The 16,830-nt window shown below is 60.2% G+C and carries 13 protein-coding genes and 1 pseudogene; 7 read left to right on the plus strand and 7 right to left on the minus strand.

Annotation, left to right across the window (positions count from 1 at the left end):
• Positions 1-77: 77 nt before the first annotated feature.
• Positions 78-422 (minus strand): annotated as a pseudogene (locus N4Q37_RS18765) (DUF6124 family protein); the annotation flags it as partial.
• A gap of 381 nt (positions 423-803) precedes the next feature.
• Between N4Q37_RS18765 and N4Q37_RS18770 the strand changes: the two are divergent.
• On the plus strand, positions 804-1,199 hold the full coding sequence (locus tag N4Q37_RS18770) for a DUF488 domain-containing protein (RefSeq protein ID WP_260961031.1): 396 nt from the start codon (positions 804-806) through the stop codon (positions 1,197-1,199).
• Positions 1,200-1,304: 105 nt separating this feature from the next.
• On the opposite strand, the gene N4Q37_RS18775 is transcribed toward N4Q37_RS18770, so the two are convergent.
• Positions 1,305-1,946, minus strand: a complete 642-nt coding sequence (locus tag N4Q37_RS18775) for a YopT-type cysteine protease domain-containing protein (protein WP_260961032.1) — start codon at positions 1,944-1,946, stop codon at positions 1,305-1,307.
• Between the two features lie 217 nt (positions 1,947-2,163).
• On the opposite strand from N4Q37_RS18775, the gene N4Q37_RS18780 reads away from it, so the two are divergent.
• Positions 2,164-3,669 (plus strand): hypothetical protein, encoded by a 1,506-nt coding sequence (locus tag N4Q37_RS18780; RefSeq protein WP_260961034.1) that lies wholly within the window; start codon positions 2,164-2,166, stop codon positions 3,667-3,669.
• A 19-nt stretch (positions 3,670-3,688) separates the two neighbouring features.
• On the opposite strand, the gene N4Q37_RS18785 is transcribed toward N4Q37_RS18780, so the two are convergent.
• Complete coding sequence (locus N4Q37_RS18785) at positions 3,689-4,891, minus strand: hypothetical protein (RefSeq protein ID WP_260961035.1); 1,203 nt, start codon at positions 4,889-4,891, stop codon at positions 3,689-3,691.
• Positions 4,892-5,010: 119 nt separating this feature from the next.
• Positions 5,011-5,556: a DUF4256 domain-containing protein gene (locus N4Q37_RS18790; RefSeq protein ID WP_260961036.1), complete on the minus strand. Its 546-nt coding sequence runs from the start codon at positions 5,554-5,556 to the stop codon at positions 5,011-5,013.
• A 239-nt stretch (positions 5,557-5,795) separates the two neighbouring features.
• Here N4Q37_RS18790 and N4Q37_RS18795 point away from each other — a divergent pair, with 239 nt between their 5' ends.
• The 5 genes from N4Q37_RS18795 (at position 5,796) to N4Q37_RS18815 (ending at position 11,865) form a co-directional block, all read left to right on the plus strand.
• The gene (locus tag N4Q37_RS18795) at positions 5,796-6,884 is read left to right on the plus strand and encodes a LirA/MavJ family T4SS effector (RefSeq protein ID WP_260961037.1); all 1,089 of its coding nucleotides are present in this window, start codon (positions 5,796-5,798) and stop codon (positions 6,882-6,884) included.
• A gap of 43 nt (positions 6,885-6,927) precedes the next feature.
• Positions 6,928-7,344: a VOC family protein gene (locus tag N4Q37_RS18800; protein ID WP_260961038.1), complete on the plus strand. Its 417-nt coding sequence runs from the start codon at positions 6,928-6,930 to the stop codon at positions 7,342-7,344.
• Between the two features lie 266 nt (positions 7,345-7,610).
• The gene (locus N4Q37_RS18805) at positions 7,611-8,660 is read left to right on the plus strand and encodes a hypothetical protein (RefSeq protein ID WP_260961039.1); all 1,050 of its coding nucleotides are present in this window, start codon (positions 7,611-7,613) and stop codon (positions 8,658-8,660) included.
• 112 nt (positions 8,661-8,772) lie between these two features.
• Positions 8,773-9,768, plus strand: coding sequence for a TRAP transporter substrate-binding protein (locus N4Q37_RS18810; protein WP_260961040.1), 996 nt, complete (start codon positions 8,773-8,775; stop codon positions 9,766-9,768).
• Positions 9,769-9,957: 189 nt separating this feature from the next.
• Complete coding sequence (locus tag N4Q37_RS18815) at positions 9,958-11,865, plus strand: alkaline phosphatase D family protein (protein WP_260961041.1); 1,908 nt, start codon at positions 9,958-9,960, stop codon at positions 11,863-11,865.
• Positions 11,866-11,877: 12 nt separating this feature from the next.
• Here N4Q37_RS18815 and N4Q37_RS18820 read toward each other — a convergent pair whose 3' ends face one another.
• From N4Q37_RS18820 to N4Q37_RS18830, 3 genes are all read right to left on the minus strand, one after another.
• The gene (locus tag N4Q37_RS18820; protein WP_260961042.1) at positions 11,878-12,378 is read right to left on the minus strand and encodes a methylated-DNA--[protein]-cysteine S-methyltransferase; all 501 of its coding nucleotides are present in this window, start codon (positions 12,376-12,378) and stop codon (positions 11,878-11,880) included.
• A 19-nt stretch (positions 12,379-12,397) separates the two neighbouring features.
• On the minus strand, positions 12,398-15,133 hold the full coding sequence (locus N4Q37_RS18825) for a LuxR C-terminal-related transcriptional regulator (protein ID WP_260961043.1): 2,736 nt from the start codon (positions 15,131-15,133) through the stop codon (positions 12,398-12,400).
• Positions 15,134-15,448: 315 nt separating this feature from the next.
• Complete coding sequence (locus N4Q37_RS18830) at positions 15,449-16,813, minus strand: DUF1329 domain-containing protein (protein ID WP_260961044.1); 1,365 nt, start codon at positions 16,811-16,813, stop codon at positions 15,449-15,451.
• Positions 16,814-16,830 lie beyond the last annotated feature (17 nt).

Consider the following 16,830-nt stretch of genomic DNA (forward strand, 5'->3'; position numbering starts at 1 on the left):
CTGATCAAGAGCAACAGCACCTCGAACAAGCTGCATAGTTTGATGGCTGACGCGACAACTACCTTGAAAAACGCCGCAATATCCAAAGCCCGATTCGCCAACAGCTCGCTCACCTCAATCACCTGCAAAATCCCCAACGCAACCCGCCGCCGCGACCCATCCAGGTCGAACGCCAGATCGCTGATCATGGCATTTGCCGAAGCGAGGTTTTCACTGAGATTCGCAAGCAGGCATTCGGAATCAACAGCAGGATCAATGCGGAAAATGCTGTTGGGGTTGTCAGACGTTTCTTTCTCGGGCTTGGGTTTCAGATAGAAATCCAGGGCACGAGTGGCAGCTTCGTCGAGTTTTTGGTTGCGCGCCGATTGGGCGCGGGATGTGGGTTCGTCTGTTACTGGAGGATTCGGCGTAATTTTAGCCATCGACTTAGGTTCCTTTAAGTGAGGCTGAAACCACCTCGCGACTAAACGAGAGGGCGGCAGCTGTACGCAGGTTAGTCGACCGGTGAACCTAAGAATCCCGGCGCGCCCGAGGGCGCCCTGCGCACAGCCACCATCGGTACAGGAACAGCAAAGCCTGACGGACAATGACGTGATACGCCTTAGGTTGAGACGGGCGACTAAACCCGATCACTGATGAGCAGTGACCCGACTCAAACTACCGATACTGCCCAAGGCGAACAAGCCGGCGGATTCTGGCGTAGTTGTAGGCAAAGGCGCAAGGCGACGTGGGTTGCTGGGTGTTGGTTGGCCAACGTCTGACGGCCTATGCTGACGGGGTTTTCTCTTTGACAGGCGGCCATCATGATCCAGTGCAAACGTGCCTATGAAACAGCCAGCGTCGGGGATGGCGTGCGGGTTCTGGTGGACCGGTTGTGGCCGCGCAATTGTCGTAAGGACGAACTATCCATTGCCGAGTGGCTGCCGGAGGTGGCGCCTTCCCATGAGCTGCGCAAGGCGTTCAAGGCGGGGGACGTTTCTTTTGATCAGTTTCGGGTGGCTTATCGCAAGGAGCTGACGGCGCGGCCGGAGCATTGGTGGAAGCTGGTCGGTGTTGCGCAGGGTGGGACGCTGACGCTGGTTTATGCCGCGAAGTCCACGGTCGAGAATAATGCCGTGGTGTTGGCGCAGTGGTTGGAGGATGAGGTGGAGAAGCGGGCGGAGGGGAGTTCGCCGGTTTGTTATCTATCTGGGTTATAGGGGGTTGGGGCTGCTTCGCCCGAAGCGGGCGGACCGACCCAGCGGGAGCAAGCTCCCTCGCCACGGGTGTTTTTGTAGCGGCGTTGGAACAGCGTCCGCTTTCGTTTAGTGGGGTACTGCGGCTGCCCCTTGGAAATCACCAAACTCATCGTCGCTGTCGGCTTCGTGATCGAACTCCAGAAGGTAGCTCTCGGTCACGTGTCCGCCGGGAACGACATAACTCGCCAGCAGCGCATGCAGGTCGTTGCACAGGTCGGACCTCGATTGATAGGAACCGATGCCGTAGTTGGGGTCGAAGAGCCTGCCGGTCTGGCCCGCGTCGAAGGACGCGCCGATCGCATGGCCGCCACTGCCCTGCGGACCATCGACGTAGTAGAACGAGATGACGAAATGACGGGCCCCGGCCGCCTGGAGGATGTCGAGGACGATGTGGCTGGCGATGCCGCCGACGTAACTTGTTTCCCGGGTCGAACCACGGCCGATGATCGACTCGGCGGTGGTGTCCAGCGCCATGCTCACGTCGTAGATCATATTGTCACTCAGCCCCTGCTGGGCCTCGGCGATCGCATCCTTGCGAGCCTGTAGTGCGTCGAAGCAATTGTAGGGCGCGCCGATCTTGACCCATAGCGTGCTGAAACCGAAGCACACGCCCAGGCCATCCCCGCCAAACCAGGGTATCGCCCCGCCGAACAGGGCGCCTTGGCCTTCCCATCTTCTGCTTTGGTGGGCTCGGGGGAAGGTGAACATGAGGGGATCTCCGGTGGTGTGGTTATGGTGACAGTAGACGAGGGGTGGGTTGGGCGCCATTTTCCTGGGGGTGTGTTCGGTGAGTTGGGGCTGCTTTCGCAGCCCAGCGGGGCGGTGCGACGTTTCGCTGAATCCCCTCGCCACAGGGGGCGGGCGCTTTTGTCGTGGGGTGCGGCTAAGATGGCGCAGCGGCGAAATCACAGGGAAGACAGGTCTGATGCAATCGCAATTCAATCCATTGGTTCATATCGATTGGAAAACTCCGGGCGGTGAGTTGCTGGCGTTGTTGCAGCATTACTATCCCGACATCGGTGTGTTTGCCGGGCCGGGGTTCGAGGCGTTGCTGGATGAGCTGTCCAATGAGATGCCCGAGGTCTGCTTCGAAGCGTTGGCGCCGGTGTTGGCGCGCCAGGGTTTTGATTTGTGGAATCTGGACGCCGGTGGCGATGATTATCGACCGGTGATTGTTGCAATCGATCAGCGCGAGGCGTTTGCCCGGCACTGGCAAAACCAGCACGGGGAGCCGCCGTTCACCGCGACGCTGATCGAGCCACCGAAGCCTGTCGCCGCGCCCAAACCCGCCAAATCCAAGCGCAGTAAGTTGAAGTGGTTGCAGGATATCCATGACTACCCCGCCCCCACGTATGTCCATGACTACAACTACCGCAACGGTTGGGCGGCCATCACCGAGCAGGACGAGGACCGGTGGCTGTGCTTTCTGGTCGATTACAACCCGTGGCCGCCCACCGAGCAGGACATGCTCGAACACCGAACCGATGGGGTCGATGGCGCGGACCTTTTACTCATCGATGCGAATACCCAGCACACCTTGTGGCGACGGCGGGTTGAAAGTGGTGCCTACAGCGCGGATGACCGTTATCAGTACGAGATTCGCCAAGGCGATGACATCCAGGGTTTCGGCCCTGCCGGGGAGCGTTGGCCAGAGTTTGAAGAGCCTTGCGTGGTGATGGATTCGGAGATTTTCGAGCGTCAGCGCCTCTATGAGCCCGAGCATTTGACGCGGATCTGGCGGATCACGGCGGACAGCAGCGAGGTGATCTTCGAGTACGCCGATGAGCTGACCATCCTGCCCATCGGCCCACGCCGCTTGCTGTTCATGCAGCACAACGGCCCGCTGTGCTGGGTCTGGAACCAGGACTCGCCGCCCCCGGCCATCGCCGCCCAGCCGCTGCCGGTTGAGGGCTACAGGCTGCGCGCGTCAAGCGCCTACCTGGGGGATGACGAGGTGCTGCTGTTCAGTGAAGGCGCGCGGCAGAACGTCGAGCATTCGGGTTATCAGGAGACGCTGCTGTTGGCGTGGCGCTTCAATTTCATGACAGGCGCCACGACGAAGACGACGCTGGACGGTTTCGGCAGTGAGCTGCGCCAGGACACGCGCCTGCTCGTCACACAGCCCAAGCAGGTCATCACGTTGCGCACTTTTCATGGAGAACTTCAGGTGTCCCGGGGGCATGGCGATTGGTGGGTGTGGCAGTACCGCGCCAATACGTTCGGCACCCACACCCTGGCCTGGTTCTGGAATCAGCGCAGCCATGAGGTGCTGAAGCTGTCGACCAAGGACATTCCACGGGTCAAGCCGGACGTTCGTTACCTGGCGGCACAGGATCGGTACCTGGCGTTCGAGACGGAGTTCGTGGCGCGGTTGCCGGCGTTTGCGCAGATGCTTGAGGCCAAGGGGTGTGAGGTTCTGGTTTTTGAGTAAGTTGTTTACCAAAAGAAGCCTAGAACATGGAACCGTTAAACAGCTGGGCATTATGGAACTTCGAATGCCCGGCCGACGCGTTCGTATACTGTTCGACCAGGTCATAGGTGCCTAGATCGCTCATTTCGATGGTGTTGGGCGCTGTGACTGACTTGGTCATTGGCTGGATGACCAGGCCCTTGACCACGGGTGGACCAGGGTTGATCAACGCGTTGAGGATTTTCCTGACCATGGAGGTCTTCGCATAGACATCCGTCGTTGAAGTGCTGGCGAGATTGCCGTTGGTTCCCAGCAAGCCAATCAGACAGTGAAAGACCCAACAAGGCGACATTTGCCAGCCGTACTTGGCTTCGCCAAGTTCCGCCTCCTTGCTGCCTTTGCATTCGACAATAATGTATTCCTCGACCACTCCGCTTTGCAGATTGCGCTTGACCCAGATCTGGTCGATGCCGTTATTGCGCCCTGAAGAGGCCTTGCCGATCTTCATCTGGTATTCGATGCCGAGGACGGTAATCAGCAATTTGGCAGCGGCATACTCGCCCCGGGTTTCGCTGGCAAAATGCACAGCGTTCGAGTTTTCCAGGTTGTGGAAGTGGTTATGAATCCGGTCGCCTGATTTTTTGTCATGCACGGAAAATTTATGGGAAATTCCGCCGTAGTTCTGTAGCCAGTTATAAACCTTGGCGTGAGCGGCCGGGTCCGATTGGAGCAGGTTCCAATAGTTCAGCGCGATCGGATCAGGGGGTGTCAGGGCCAACGCGGCTCTGCGCACAAGGACCTGCTCGGCGGCGTAGGTGGTGATCGGGTTGGTTGTCCCAAACATTTGCTTGACATCGGGGTGGTAGAAGCTGCCTTTGGTGAATTGTTTGTCACGCGCCACGGCTTCCTTGATCTTCACCGCGTCCTGGGTATCCAGCAGAATCAACTGATCGGCCCGGCCGGAGTTTCCAGGGTCCGTGGGAATGCCGTGCCTGTTGGTCATTTGGGCTCGGACATGCCTCCACTCCATTCCCGAGGTGTCTACCTGGGTGATGCCAAGGCTGCCTATCGGCGTAAACGGATAGCTACCGGTACTCAGGGTCATGGGTTTTGAATCGAACGCTGTATCCGGCGTAAAAAACAACGTGGTTTTCTTGCCGTCGCGCCGCTCCTTGGGAGCTAACGCCATGATTTTCTTATTCAGCGCTTCATCCAGGTCGGCGTAGTCATTGAGCTGGTTCATTGGAGTCCCTCCCGATGATGCATCCCGCGTGAATGCCTGAGTCTAGACACTTTTTGCGTCCCGACTTTCTGGGCTGTAGCGCAGCGCGGCAGGAACAGACTCCCACCCCTGGGGTTAGCTCAGATGCACAACAACCCGCGAAACCCGCGCGCCGCGTAATACGACTGCACACCGTTGTGGTAGATGAACACCCGGCCATAACGGTAGTCGCCAAAAATCGCCCCATCGAACGCGCGAAGCGCTGGAGGGGTTGCCAGCCAACTGGAGGTCTTGGCATCGAACTCACCGAGCGTTTGCAGGGCGCGGTATTGCTCTTCCGTCAGCAAGGCGACGCCCATTTCTTCGGCCATTTCAACGGCACTGCCTTTAGGCTTGTTCTTCTTGCGCGCATCCAGGGCCGCGCGGTCGTAGCACAGGCTCCGACGACCGGTCGGGCTCTCCTTGGCACAATCGCAGAAGGTGACAGCGCCGCTTTTCGGATCGAGGCCGATCACGTCGGGCTCACCGCCGGTGGCTTCCATGGCCTGGAGAGATGCCAGGGCATTGGGGTTGGCTTCCAGTCGGGTCTGGACGGTGGACCAGGGGATGTCTGGGTGACGGCTCGGGTTTTGTTCGAAGCGGGTTTTCAGGGTTTGGATGAGGTGTTCCAGTTCTGCTTTTTTCATGGCGTGGGCCCGCCGAACAGATCGCTCTGCCCTTCCCATCGAATCATCGGGTGTGCCTGGAAGATGGTAAACATGGGTGTTGCTCCGAGTAGACGGTGACAGTGCCCATCAAAGTAGACGAGCGCCAACCCGGTCGCCATTTTTCAACGCTGCGCTTTTGAGCCGAGCTGCTCATGGCAATTCATATCGGCACTACTACGCTGTCATCGATGGATCGCCACCGTTTCAGGAGACTACTCATGGGACAGAGTGTTGAAGAGGTCAAGACCGAGCTCGAACAGCTGTTTTCCGACAAGTTTGCCGCCAGCCCCTATTTCGACATGTACTGCCAGATCGGCGCTTATTTGTCTTCAGCCGACAACTGCCAGCGCGAACTGCAGAGGCTGAATGATGAAATGCAGGTCATCCTTGAGCATCGGCTGGCGGATATTCGTGTCCGGATCGTCAAGGAAGTCGGCGGCACGATTGCCCAAGAGGCTCTGGCAGACTTGTTCGGAACGTTGGCAGGGGTGCGAACGAACCGCTTTGGCACCTCATTGGATGCCCCCCAAGTCTCTTCATTGTCCAAGCTCGCTAAAGAACTGTTCAGCAAGCTGCTCAGCGACGTCCTGGGCCGCTGGGAGCACGATAATGGATTCGACGTCGATCATTCCTGGATGCTGGGCGGTCGCCGACCGGCAGATATTCTGATCGGTAATCCTAAATCTCTGTTCAACCTGCAACTGGAGAGTGGACGCCCGTTCAAGGACCTGGGGGCCGGCGCCCAGCATGGCGAGTTCACTCACAGGATCCAGTGGTACCTGGTGGGCAATGCCCTGGAAGGCTTCAAGGCGGGTGACCTCTACAAAGACATCAAACGCTGGATCAGCAGAGGCAAGCTGTTGTCCCATCAGGCCAGCCTTTCCAGCCCCACGCTGTTTAGCACGGAGGAGGGTCATAAACGCTATCTTTGGGAGTATCTGTTCGATCGCGATGGCGAACCGTCCAACGCCATCAGTGTTGCCTTTCTGGCAAGACAGGGCGACTTCAGAGGCCCCAGCAACCTAGCGGCTTATTTACGCGAACCTCCGCACGAGGCCGCCTTTCCTTTGCTGACGTGGTGCATGCGCGACCGCTACACCAAACGCCTGCATCAAGCCTTCGACGCGGCCTACATGTTGAAAAAGGCGCCCAAGAACAGCCAATTGAAAGAGTTGGCCAAAATCTTCGAAAGCGGCGCCCAAACCGAGCAGGACATGGCAAAGATGTTGGCCCCGATCGATGGTTTGTTCATCCGACGCGGAACATTTCGCGTCGGCGTCGATTGGCAGAAATGGCCGGGCAAGTAGTCGGCCTTAGCAAAAGATGACTGCAAAGCCGCTGGAGGCCCGTATGAGGAATTTCACGATTCAACGGATCGATCACATTGTCCTGCGCGTAAAAGACATCGAGCGCAGTCTCGCTTTTTACACGTCGGTGCTCGGTTGCGAGCTCAAGAAGCGTCGGGACGATCTGGGCATGATTCATTTGAGTACCGGGGTTTCAATGATCGATCTGGTGGCTGTCGACGGGCCGCTGGGGCGCCAGGGTGGGCCGGCTGCTGGTAAGCAAGGGCACAACGTCGATCATCTTTGCCTGCGTATCGAGCCGTTCGATGAGCAAGCTCTACTCGCCTATTTGAATTCAGCCGGGTTGAGCGTCGAGAAAGCGCAGAAGCGTTACGGCGCGGAGGGCGAGGGTTGGTCGATTTATTGCTTCGATCCGGACGGGAACCAGATTGAATTGAAGGGACCAGCGTTGGCGTCCTGAACTTCGTCTGGCCAGTGCTGGTGCAACATTGTGGGAGCCAAGCTTGCTCGCGATAGCGGTCTGTCTGGATCGGTGATGTTGAATGTGCCGGCGTCATCGCGAGCAAGCTTGGCTCCCACAAGATTCTGGGGTGTATGCGATGCTTGTGAACAACCCGGAAAACTGTGCGCGCCAGGCTTGCTCCCGCAGGGAAGTGGCGACGGTAGACGCAATAGTGGCACTTCAGTAGCATTCGTCGACTTTATCCCTCCTCTCAAGGATGACCCATGCTCGCTCTGCCCCGTCGCTCTTTGCCATTACTCGTCGTGTCCGCGTTGTCTTTATGGCTCGGCGGTTGCAGTGTCAATGGCAGTTACCCCGACGCCATCGAACCGGACGCCGCCAAGTTGCGGTTCGTCGCCAATACCAGCAACGCCACGCTGGATTATTTCGATGCCGCCCATTGCGACGGGCAAACCACGGGCATTCTTAACAATCTGTTGCTGAGCGATACCGCGCGGCGGGTGGGGATGAGCGTTCCGGCACCCAAGGATGCCAAGGGGTATCTGGAGGTCAAGCTCAAGCCCGGTGAGCCGATCTACCTGCGCACCAACATGAACAGCGGTTACGCCGTGTGTGGCAAGGGCTTCAACTTTACGCCCGAGGCCAATGCCGAATACGAGGTGACGTTCAAGTCCGAAAAGAACTTCTGCCTGACTCAGTTGCAGCGCTTGCAACGGGTCGACGGCAAGGACGTGCGCACCCCGATCCCGATCCTGAAAAAAGACTTTCCCGCCTGCGCCGGTCGCAATGCGCTGTTTCCCAAGACCTATCCGGACACCCCCCATCGCCTGGAGCTGATGAGCCGGGTCATCGATAAAAGCCTGGTCGTCACCGTAAAAACCGATCCGTCCAAGGAAAAAGTCGAGAGTTATTCGCCAGAGAAACTGGACACCTTGATCAGCGAGCGCAAGGCCAAGCTCGGCTTCGAGCTGCCGGCCGACTACTGGACGCTGTACCGGGAAAACCTGAAGACGTTTGGCGATGACATGGCGCAGAGCAAGGCGCATTCGATGGAGCGTTTCAAGGACGAATACCAGACACGCCTGCGGCAGGTGAAGGACGAGCAGTTGGAACAGTGGGCATTGCCAAAAAACAGCAATGCCAAGCCAGAGAAAGCCGAGGTCGATCTGGACGTCGCGATGATGGTGGAATACTTCCGGATCGGAAACGGAGTGACGGTCGAAGCGGTAGGCCATCACCTGGAGCGCATGGCGCAGATGGATGAGCGTTACGGTGTGTGCGCGCGGTTTGCGGAGTGCTGGAAGCGTAACTAGTAGGAGCACTTCTCACAGTGGTCCCGGAGCAAGCAGCGATTTCTCTCCTAGACTGGAGGTGTTTCACTTTTGACACACCCCCATACCTATAACAACGCAAAGGGAACTCGCAATGCTCAAACCTGTGTGCAGAGTACTCGCCTGTGTTCTGGCCTTCGGTACGTGGGGGACCGTCATGGCGGCCGACCCCATCGTGATCAAATTCTCCCATGTCGTCGCTGAACAAGCCCCCAAAGGCCAAGGCGCGTTGATGTTCAAGAAGTTGGTGGACGAACGACTGCCGGGCAAGGTGAAGGTAGAGGTGTACCCTAACTCCACGTTATTTGGCGATGACAAGGAAATGGAAGCCTTGCTGCTGGGGGACGTGCAGATCATTGCGCGGTCGCTGGCCAAGTTCGAGCAATACACGCGGACCGTGCAGTTGTTCGACTTGCCGTTCTTGTTCAACGACATGGCCGCAGTCGACCGTTTCCAGCAAAGCCCCGAGGGTCAGAAGCTGCTCAAATCCATGGAAAGCAAGAACATCACCGGCCTGGCCTATTGGCACAACGGCATGAAACAGTTATCGGCCAACAAGCCGCTGCGCAAGCCCGAGGATGCCCGGGGCCTGACGTTCCGGATCCAGGCTTCCGCCGTGCTGGAAGAGCAATTCAAGGCCATCGGCGCCAAGGCACAGCCGATGATTTTCTCGGTGGCGTACCAGGCCTTGCGCACAGGCGTGGTCAATGGTGCGGAAAACCCCTATTCGAATTTCTATAGCCAGAAGCTCAATGAGGTGCAGAAGTACATCACCGAAACCGATCACGGCGTACTGGACTACATGTTGATCACCACCACCGACTTCTGGAACGGCTTGCCACCGGACATCCGCAGCGAGCTGGACAAGATCGTGGTGGAATCCACCGCCTACGCCAACCAGGCCGCAGAGCGGTTGAACCAGCAGGACAGGCAGCGCGTCCTGGACGCCAAGACCACCGAGATCATCAGCCTCACGCCACAGGAACGCGAGGTCTGGCGCGACAAGATGAAACCGGTATGGGCGAAGTTCGAAAAGGAAATCGGGCCGGACCTGATCAAGGCGGCAGAGGCTTCTAACAAGGCACCGTGACGTAACCCGCCTCGACACTGTTTTTGTGGTGAAGGAGTGGCCGCCGCGCGATTGCGCAGACCAATGCCTGTGGCGAGGGGATTTATTCCTCGCCACAAAGGCATCTGCACAGCTGCATCCACAAACCCGGCGACAAAGCACTTTGCGCTATGATCTGCGCTCCTCCCTGAGCCAGAGCTTTACCCTCGAATGCCGCTGTCCACCGCCGATGCCACCACAACCCTGCCCCCTGTCCTGGTCGGTCCGCTCTTGCGGCGACTGGAGCCGACACGGCTGGTGATGTGGCTGGTGGGTACGCGCCCCTTGGCGTTGACCTTGTGGCTGGACGGTGTTGGCGATCTTGAACTCAATGCGAAGCGCTGCACGGTCGTACCGGTGGGGCAGCAGGCGTTTGTGCACCTGATCGACGTGCACCTCGACAATCCCCTGCCCCAGGATGTGACGATCGATTACGACCTGCGGGTGGACGGCGCCCCCATCGCCGAGTGGGCGCCGCATCTGTTGTATGGCGAGGCGCCGCGCCCAAACTTCATGCTGCATTCGCGCATCGAACAACTGGTCCACGGCTCCTGCCGCAAGCCCCACTACCCGGCCAATGACGGTTTGCTCTGCGTCGACCGGTTGCTGGCCCAGGCCTCGACGCAACGCCCGGCGTTGCTGATGATGAGCGGTGACCAGGTCTATGCCGACGATGTCGCCGGGCCGATGTTGCGGGCGATCCATGGGCTGATCGAGCGCTTGGGCTTGTTCGAGGAACGCCTGGAAGGCGCGGTCGTGGAGGACAGCGCCAAGCTCTACCGCCACCCGGCCAGTTATTACCACCGCGCCGATCTGCTACCGGCACTGGAAAGCAACGAAACCCTGCGCGAGCGATTCTTCGGTGGCGCGCGCAAACCGATTTTCACCAGCAGCAGCGCCGACAATCACCTGGTGACCTTCGCCGAAGTCATGGCGATGTACCTGTTGGCATGGTCGCCAGTGCCCTGGACCTTGATCGCCCCGCAAGCACCCGCGCTGCCCACCGCGCAACGCCAGCGCTACGACCTGGAGCAGCAGCGCATCGACGGCTTCAAGGCTGGGCTGGGTGGCGCCGCGCGGGTGTTTGCCCACCTGTCGTGCCTGATGATTTTCGACGATCACGACATCACCGACGACTGGAACCTGTCTGCGCAGTGGGAGGAAACGGCCTATGGTCATCCGTTCTCCAAACGAATCATCGGCAACGCGTTGATCGCCTACCTGCTCTGCCAGGGCTGGGGCAACAACCCGGATGCTTTTGTCGACGTCATCCGGCAAACCGTGGCGCTGAGCGACACCGCCCACGACCGCTACCTCGACAGCGCCCCCCAGGATCGCCTGATCGACACGCTCCTGGGCTTCCAGCAGTGGCATTACGTGTTGCCGAGCACCCCGGCCCTGGTGGTGCTCGACACCCGCACCCGTCGCTGGCGTAGCGAGAACAACCTCAAGCAGCCTTCCGGCCTGCTGGATTGGGAAGCCTTGAGCGAGCTGCAACAGGAACTGTTGGATCACCCTTCGGCGATCATCGTCTCTCCGGCGCCGATCTTTGGGGTGAAACTGATCGAGACCGTGCAGCGGGTGTTCAGTTGGTGCGGCTATCCGCTGCTGGTGGACGCGGAAAACTGGATGGCCCATCGCGGCGCGGCCCAGGTGATCCTGAATATTTTCCGACACTCGCGAACGCCCGGTAACTACGTGGTGCTGTCAGGCGATGTGCATTATTCCTTCGTCTACGAGGTGCTGATCCCACACCGCAAGGGCGGTCCGCGCATCTGGCAGATCACCAGCAGCGGCATCAAGAATGAATTCCCACCCGCGCTGCTGGAATGGTTCGACCGCCTGAACCGCTGGCTCTACGCCCCGCGCTCGCCCCTGAACTGGTTCACCAAGCGCCGACGCATGCGCATCATCCCCCACACCCCGGAGCACGCCGAAGCGGGCGAACGATTGTGGAACAGCGCGGGGATCGGGCAGGTGTTCTTCAATGAGCAAGGGCAGCCGGCGCGGATCTATCAACACAACGCCGACGGCCAGCCCGCCACGCGCATGCTCCCCCCAAAATCCCCACAACCCTGAAGAAACCGGGGGTCAGAACGCCAGTGACAGGCTCTGTTGGCCTTCGAGGCTGAGCAGGAACTGCTTGGCCTCCAGGCCGCCGGCGAAACCGGTGAGGCTGCCAGAGGTGCCGATGACACGGTGGCAAGGGGCGATGATCGAGATGGGGTTGCGGCCATTGGCGGCGCCCACCGCCCGCGTTGCGGTCGGTTGGCCGATCTGGACGGCAATGTCGCGGTAGCTGCGGGTTTGACCAAAGGGGATGGTCAGCAGTGCCTGCCAGACCCGGACCTGGAAATCGGTGCCGACAAAGTCCAGTTCCAGCTCGAAACGGCGGCGTTGACCGGCAAAGTACTCACCGAGCTGGCGTTCGGTTTCCCTGAGGGTCGGATGCTCACGATCCTCCTCCAAAGGCCCCAGGCGCACCCGGTTGAGCCGTTCGTTTTCCCACAGGATGGCCGCCAGCTTGGGGCCACGGGCAACGAGGATCAGTTGGCCCACCGGGGATTGGATGGTTTTGTAGAGGGGTAACATCGAACACTCCTTATTTTGCTCACCCCAACAACCCCAGCACCTTCGCCCGCGCCACGGCCTGGGTGCGGCGCTCCACGCCGAGTTTACTGTTGATGTGGCTGGCGTGGGTCTTGACGGTGTGCAGCGAGATGAACAATTGCTCGCTGATTTCCTGGTTCGAACACCCTTGGGCGATCAATTGCAGCACCGCCCGCTCGCGGCTGCTGAGGGTTTCGACCGGTGCCGCGGAGTCGGCAGTCGGGGCTACGGTCGAGGGTACGCGTTCCAGCAGATGCTCACGAAAGGGGCCGGGTGGGGCTTGCAGCAGTTGTTCACGCAGCCATTCACGGTGCTCGCCAAGTAACATTTCGAAAGGTTGCAGCACGCCACCGGCAGCGGCCTCGAATGCCTGGGCCAGGGTGCTGCGAGCTTCGGGCTCACGGCCGAGGCTCAACAGCAGGGCCACTTTCTGGTTGAGTGCCATCACGCTGAGCATCTGCCGACCGGTTTGCTGGCCGTGTTCGAGCAAGGCATTGAGCCGCCCTTCGGCCTGCATCGGTTGCCCCCGGAAGGCCTCCAGCACCGCTTGTTGCAGCTCGACATGCAACGGCAATTGCGGATGGAACTCCGGCGGCGCGGCAGCCCGTTCGCCGGTGTAGGTCTGCCCCAGGCGCGCCAACCAGGCCTCCGCCAGCTCGATGCGGCCCTGGGCCAGCCAGAGTTCGCATTTGACCAGGGTGATCATCGCCAGATAATAGATCGGCGGTACATCCCAGATGTGCATCAAGCGCTCGGCTTCTGCCAGTTCGGCAAAGGCCCGGGCGAATTCGCCATTACAACCTTCTATCCGCGCGATCACACAATGGCCGATCAACACACTGATATCGCGGCAGGCTCGCGCCTCGGTGAGCCCTGCCTGCAACCGTATCAATCCAACCTCAGGCTGCATGCGCAAGGTCAGCAGGAATCCCTCGTAGAGAATCAACCGCGCCCGCACCGCATACAGCCGCTGGGGCGACAGCGAATGCAAGCGTTGCAAGCCCTGGTGCACTTCGTCCAGGGCCCGCAGGATTTCCCCACGGGCCTGCAACACCCGGGCGCGATCGTAGTGGGCCAGGGCCTCGAACAATGGATTACCCACCCGCTGCGCCAGCTCCAGGGAATCGCGGTTCAAACGCCTGGCCTGCCATAGGTCACCGTCGGCAATTGCCAGGTTCGACAGCGTGGACAGGCACACCAACCGCTGGCCGTAGCGCTTTGCCGGCAAGCTTTCCAGGGCTTCGCCACAATAGCGTAGTGTGGCCGCGCGATCCCCACGGCCACGGGCGATGATCCCGCTCAGGGCCAGCCACTGGGCCAGCATGGACCTCTGCGCGGTGGCCGACGGTGCCGGCAGGAAACGACTCAAGTGCGCGGCCAGTTCCTCGGCGGCGTCCAGTTGGCAGGCCAGTCCCAGCGCCCAGCTATAGAGCACGATCAGCCGAGGCGTGCTGATGAGCAGGCTGTCGGGCAGGTCCATCTTCCAGCGCAGCAACATGCCGACGTTCTGCTCGGCCAGCAGTTGTTCTTCCGAAAGGTTCTGCACCAGGTTCGCCGCGACGTCCAAGTGCCCGGCCCGCAACGCCTGCTCCACCGCTTCGTCGATCAGACCCTGGGCGTTGAACCAGCGGCAGGCCCGCAAGTGCAGGGTCGCGGCCGGCACCGTCGCCGGTACCGTGGGACGACTGCGCAGCAAATCGGAAAACAGATGGTGGTAGCGATACCAATGGCCGTGTTCGTCCAACGGCACCAGGAACACTTGATGGGCCGCCAGATACCGCAGGATTTCGGCACTGTCGTGGGCTTCGCGCACCGCATCGCACAGTTCGCTGCAAAAACGCTCCTGGGGAGCGGTTTCGTAGAGAAATGCCTGCACCTCCGCAGGCAGACAATCGATGACTTCCTCAAGCAGATAATCGCGAATCAAGCCTTCCCCGCCATGCAGCGCCTGGGGCCGCAAGCCGTCGGTGCCGGCCTCGGACGCCGCCAGCAACCAGAAACGCAACCCGGCCACCCAGCCTTCACTGCGCAGAAGGAGGCTCTCCAACGCTTCTCCGCGCAACGAACTGCTGTGATGCCGAAGCAGGGTCACGGCTTCGTCATGGGTCAGGCGCAGGTCCTGTTCGTTCAGTTCGAGCAATTGCCGCGACAGGCGCAGGCGCGCCAGGTGCCAGTCCGGGCGCTGCCGGCTGGTGACCAGCAACAATAACCCTTCGGGGAGGTGATTGAGGAAAAACTGCAGGCAACGATCCAGCACCGGGCTCTGGGCCAGATGGTAATCGTCGAGCACCAGCAACAATGGCGCACGGGACGACAGGTGCGTGGACAACTCATCCAACAGCCCATCGAGCCATTCTTCGAAAGCGAAGGGCTGATGGCGCTGGCGCATCTTCAACAGCCCCAGCGCCCGCCGTCCCAACTGGGGAAAGAATGCCTGGAGCCCTTCGAGCAGGCGCTCCAGGAAGCGCCCCGGGTCGTTGTCCCGGGCACTGAGCCCCAGCCACAGGCTCTGCCATTGGGCCGGCAACCCCTGGCAGAACTCCACCGCGAGCGAGCTTTTGCCGAACCCCGCCGGAGCGCTGATCAACAGCAGGCGACCACCGAGCCCCGCCCCCAGGCGCTCGCACAAGCGCGGCCGCAAGACATAGCCGTCGGGCAAGGGCGGGCGATAGAAGCGCCCGTCCTGTACCGCGATGGCTGCGCGGGCAGAATCCGGAAGTGAGGACAAATCAGTCATGGCCGGCTCTTGTGAACATACGAGGTGACGGCATAGCAGTTGTCCGCAGACTAGCGGTAAACGAGGAGGTATTGAAGGGAGTGCTACAAATGGCTACAAAAAGACTACAGACCGACTGACACAACACACCGTTTTGTGGGAGCAAGGCTTGCCCGCGATACAGGCAACTCGATCTTTCCAACATCGAGGCGCCTGCATCGCTAGCAAGCTTTGCTCCCACAGAGCCCTCATTCAGGTCATGTGATGTTGGCCGAAAAGAAACGCCCCGAACCAGTCGGGGCGTTTCTTCGAGGATGCGGCCTCGGGTAAAGCGTTCTAGCGAATGCCGTCCTGGCGCAATGCGTTGGGGGTGAATTCGGCGGTGGAGGCGGTAAAGCCGAAGTCGTAGGCCGATTTTTCTTCGTTCTTCATGCCCAGCGCCAGGTAGCGACCGGATTGCAGGTCGTAGAGGGTTTCCAGGGCGTACCACGGCACTTGCTTGTCGTAGTAGTTCTCGGCATGGGCCTCGGCGACGCGCCACAGTTGGCCACGGCCATCGTAATGGTCGATCACCGCAGCCTGCCAGGTGTCTTCGTCGATGTAGAAGTCACGCTTGGCGTAGATGTGGCGCTGGCCTTCCTTCAGGGTCGCGGTCACGTGCCAGACGCGACGCAGCTCGTAGCGCGTCAGGTCCTGGTTGATGTGGCCGGCCTTGAGAATGTCGGCGTACTTGAGTTGTGGTGAGTCGATCTTGTGGCTGTTAGCGGCGATATACAGCTCTTTCTTGCCTTCCAGCTTCCAGTCGTAGCGATCCGGCGCACCGTTGTACATGTCCAGGTTGTCGGAGGTACGCAGGCCATCGGCGGCAGTACCCGGGCCATCATAAGAGACCTGGGGCGCACGACGCACGCGACGCTGGCCGGCATTGTAGACCCAGGCCGAACGCGGTTCCTTCACCTGGTCGAGGGTCTCGTGCACCAGCAACACGCCACCGGCCAGGCGCGCCGGCGCGGTCACTTGCTGCTTGAAGTAGAACAGAATGTTGCCGGGGTTGGCCTGATCGAAATCCTTCATCTTGTCGCGGAACACGAACTGGTCGCGGAAGTACACCAGGTTGTACGAGCCGTTGGGTTGCGGCGTGGCCTGGGTCACCAGGCGGGTCACGCTGCCCCCCCGATAGCGGGTGATGTGGTTCCAGATCACTTCCACACCGTTCTGGGGAATCGGGAACGGGATGGCCGTCTCGAAGTTTTCCAGACCGTTGCCGCCGGACACCAGCTTGGTGTTGACCGCATTCTTCTTGATGGAGGCGAACACCTCGTCCGGCACGGTGGCGCCACGGTGGGTCGGGTAGACCGGCATCTTGAAGGTTTCCGGGTAGCGCTTGAACATCGCGTACTGGCCCGGTGCGAGCTTGTCCTTGTATTGGTCGACGTTCTGAGCGGTGATGGTGAACAGCGGTTTTTCACTGGCGTACGGGTCGGCAAGGAAGCCCTTGCTATCCACGGCGCCGGCGTTCTTGGCCATGGGCTTCCAGGCCGAGATCGAACCATCGGCATTGCCGGCCATCTCGGCGCCCATCGGCGTCAGGCTCTTGCCCAGCTTGTCGGCCTCGGCGGCCGGCACAGCCGCCATGACGCTGGCGGCCAGCAGGGAAAGCCCCAGCGCACCGACCTGCAACAGATTCTTGGTTATGTTCATTGTGCTCATCCTGAAAT

Origin of the sequence: Pseudomonas citri (assembly GCF_025336485.1) — a bacterium.
In the GTDB taxonomy this organism is placed as follows: Bacteria; Pseudomonadota; Gammaproteobacteria; order Pseudomonadales; family Pseudomonadaceae; genus Aquipseudomonas; species Aquipseudomonas citri.

Bases quoted from the DNA above. Each gene is read 5' to 3' on its own strand.
- N4Q37_RS18770 (WP_260961031.1), top strand. From the start codon at position 804: ATGATCCAGTGCAAACGTGCCTATGAAACAGCCAGCGTCGGGGATGGC.
- N4Q37_RS18775 (WP_260961032.1), bottom strand. From the start codon at position 1,946: ATGTTCACCTTCCCCCGAGCCCACCAAAGCAGAAGATGGGAAGGCCAA.
- N4Q37_RS18780 (WP_260961034.1), top strand. From the start codon at position 2,164: ATGCAATCGCAATTCAATCCATTGGTTCATATCGATTGGAAAACTCCG.
- N4Q37_RS18785 (WP_260961035.1), bottom strand. From the start codon at position 4,891: ATGAACCAGCTCAATGACTACGCCGACCTGGATGAAGCGCTGAATAAG.
- N4Q37_RS18790 (WP_260961036.1), bottom strand. From the start codon at position 5,556: ATGAAAAAAGCAGAACTGGAACACCTCATCCAAACCCTGAAAACCCGC.
- N4Q37_RS18795 (WP_260961037.1), top strand. From the start codon at position 5,796: ATGGGACAGAGTGTTGAAGAGGTCAAGACCGAGCTCGAACAGCTGTTT.
- N4Q37_RS18800 (WP_260961038.1), top strand. From the start codon at position 6,928: ATGAGGAATTTCACGATTCAACGGATCGATCACATTGTCCTGCGCGTA.
- N4Q37_RS18805 (WP_260961039.1), top strand. From the start codon at position 7,611: ATGCTCGCTCTGCCCCGTCGCTCTTTGCCATTACTCGTCGTGTCCGCG.
- N4Q37_RS18810 (WP_260961040.1), top strand. From the start codon at position 8,773: ATGCTCAAACCTGTGTGCAGAGTACTCGCCTGTGTTCTGGCCTTCGGT.
- N4Q37_RS18815 (WP_260961041.1), top strand. From the start codon at position 9,958: ATGCCGCTGTCCACCGCCGATGCCACCACAACCCTGCCCCCTGTCCTG.
- N4Q37_RS18820 (WP_260961042.1), bottom strand. From the start codon at position 12,378: ATGTTACCCCTCTACAAAACCATCCAATCCCCGGTGGGCCAACTGATC.
- N4Q37_RS18825 (WP_260961043.1), bottom strand. From the start codon at position 15,133: ATGACTGATTTGTCCTCACTTCCGGATTCTGCCCGCGCAGCCATCGCG.
- N4Q37_RS18830 (WP_260961044.1), bottom strand. From the start codon at position 16,813: ATGAACATAACCAAGAATCTGTTGCAGGTCGGTGCGCTGGGGCTTTCC.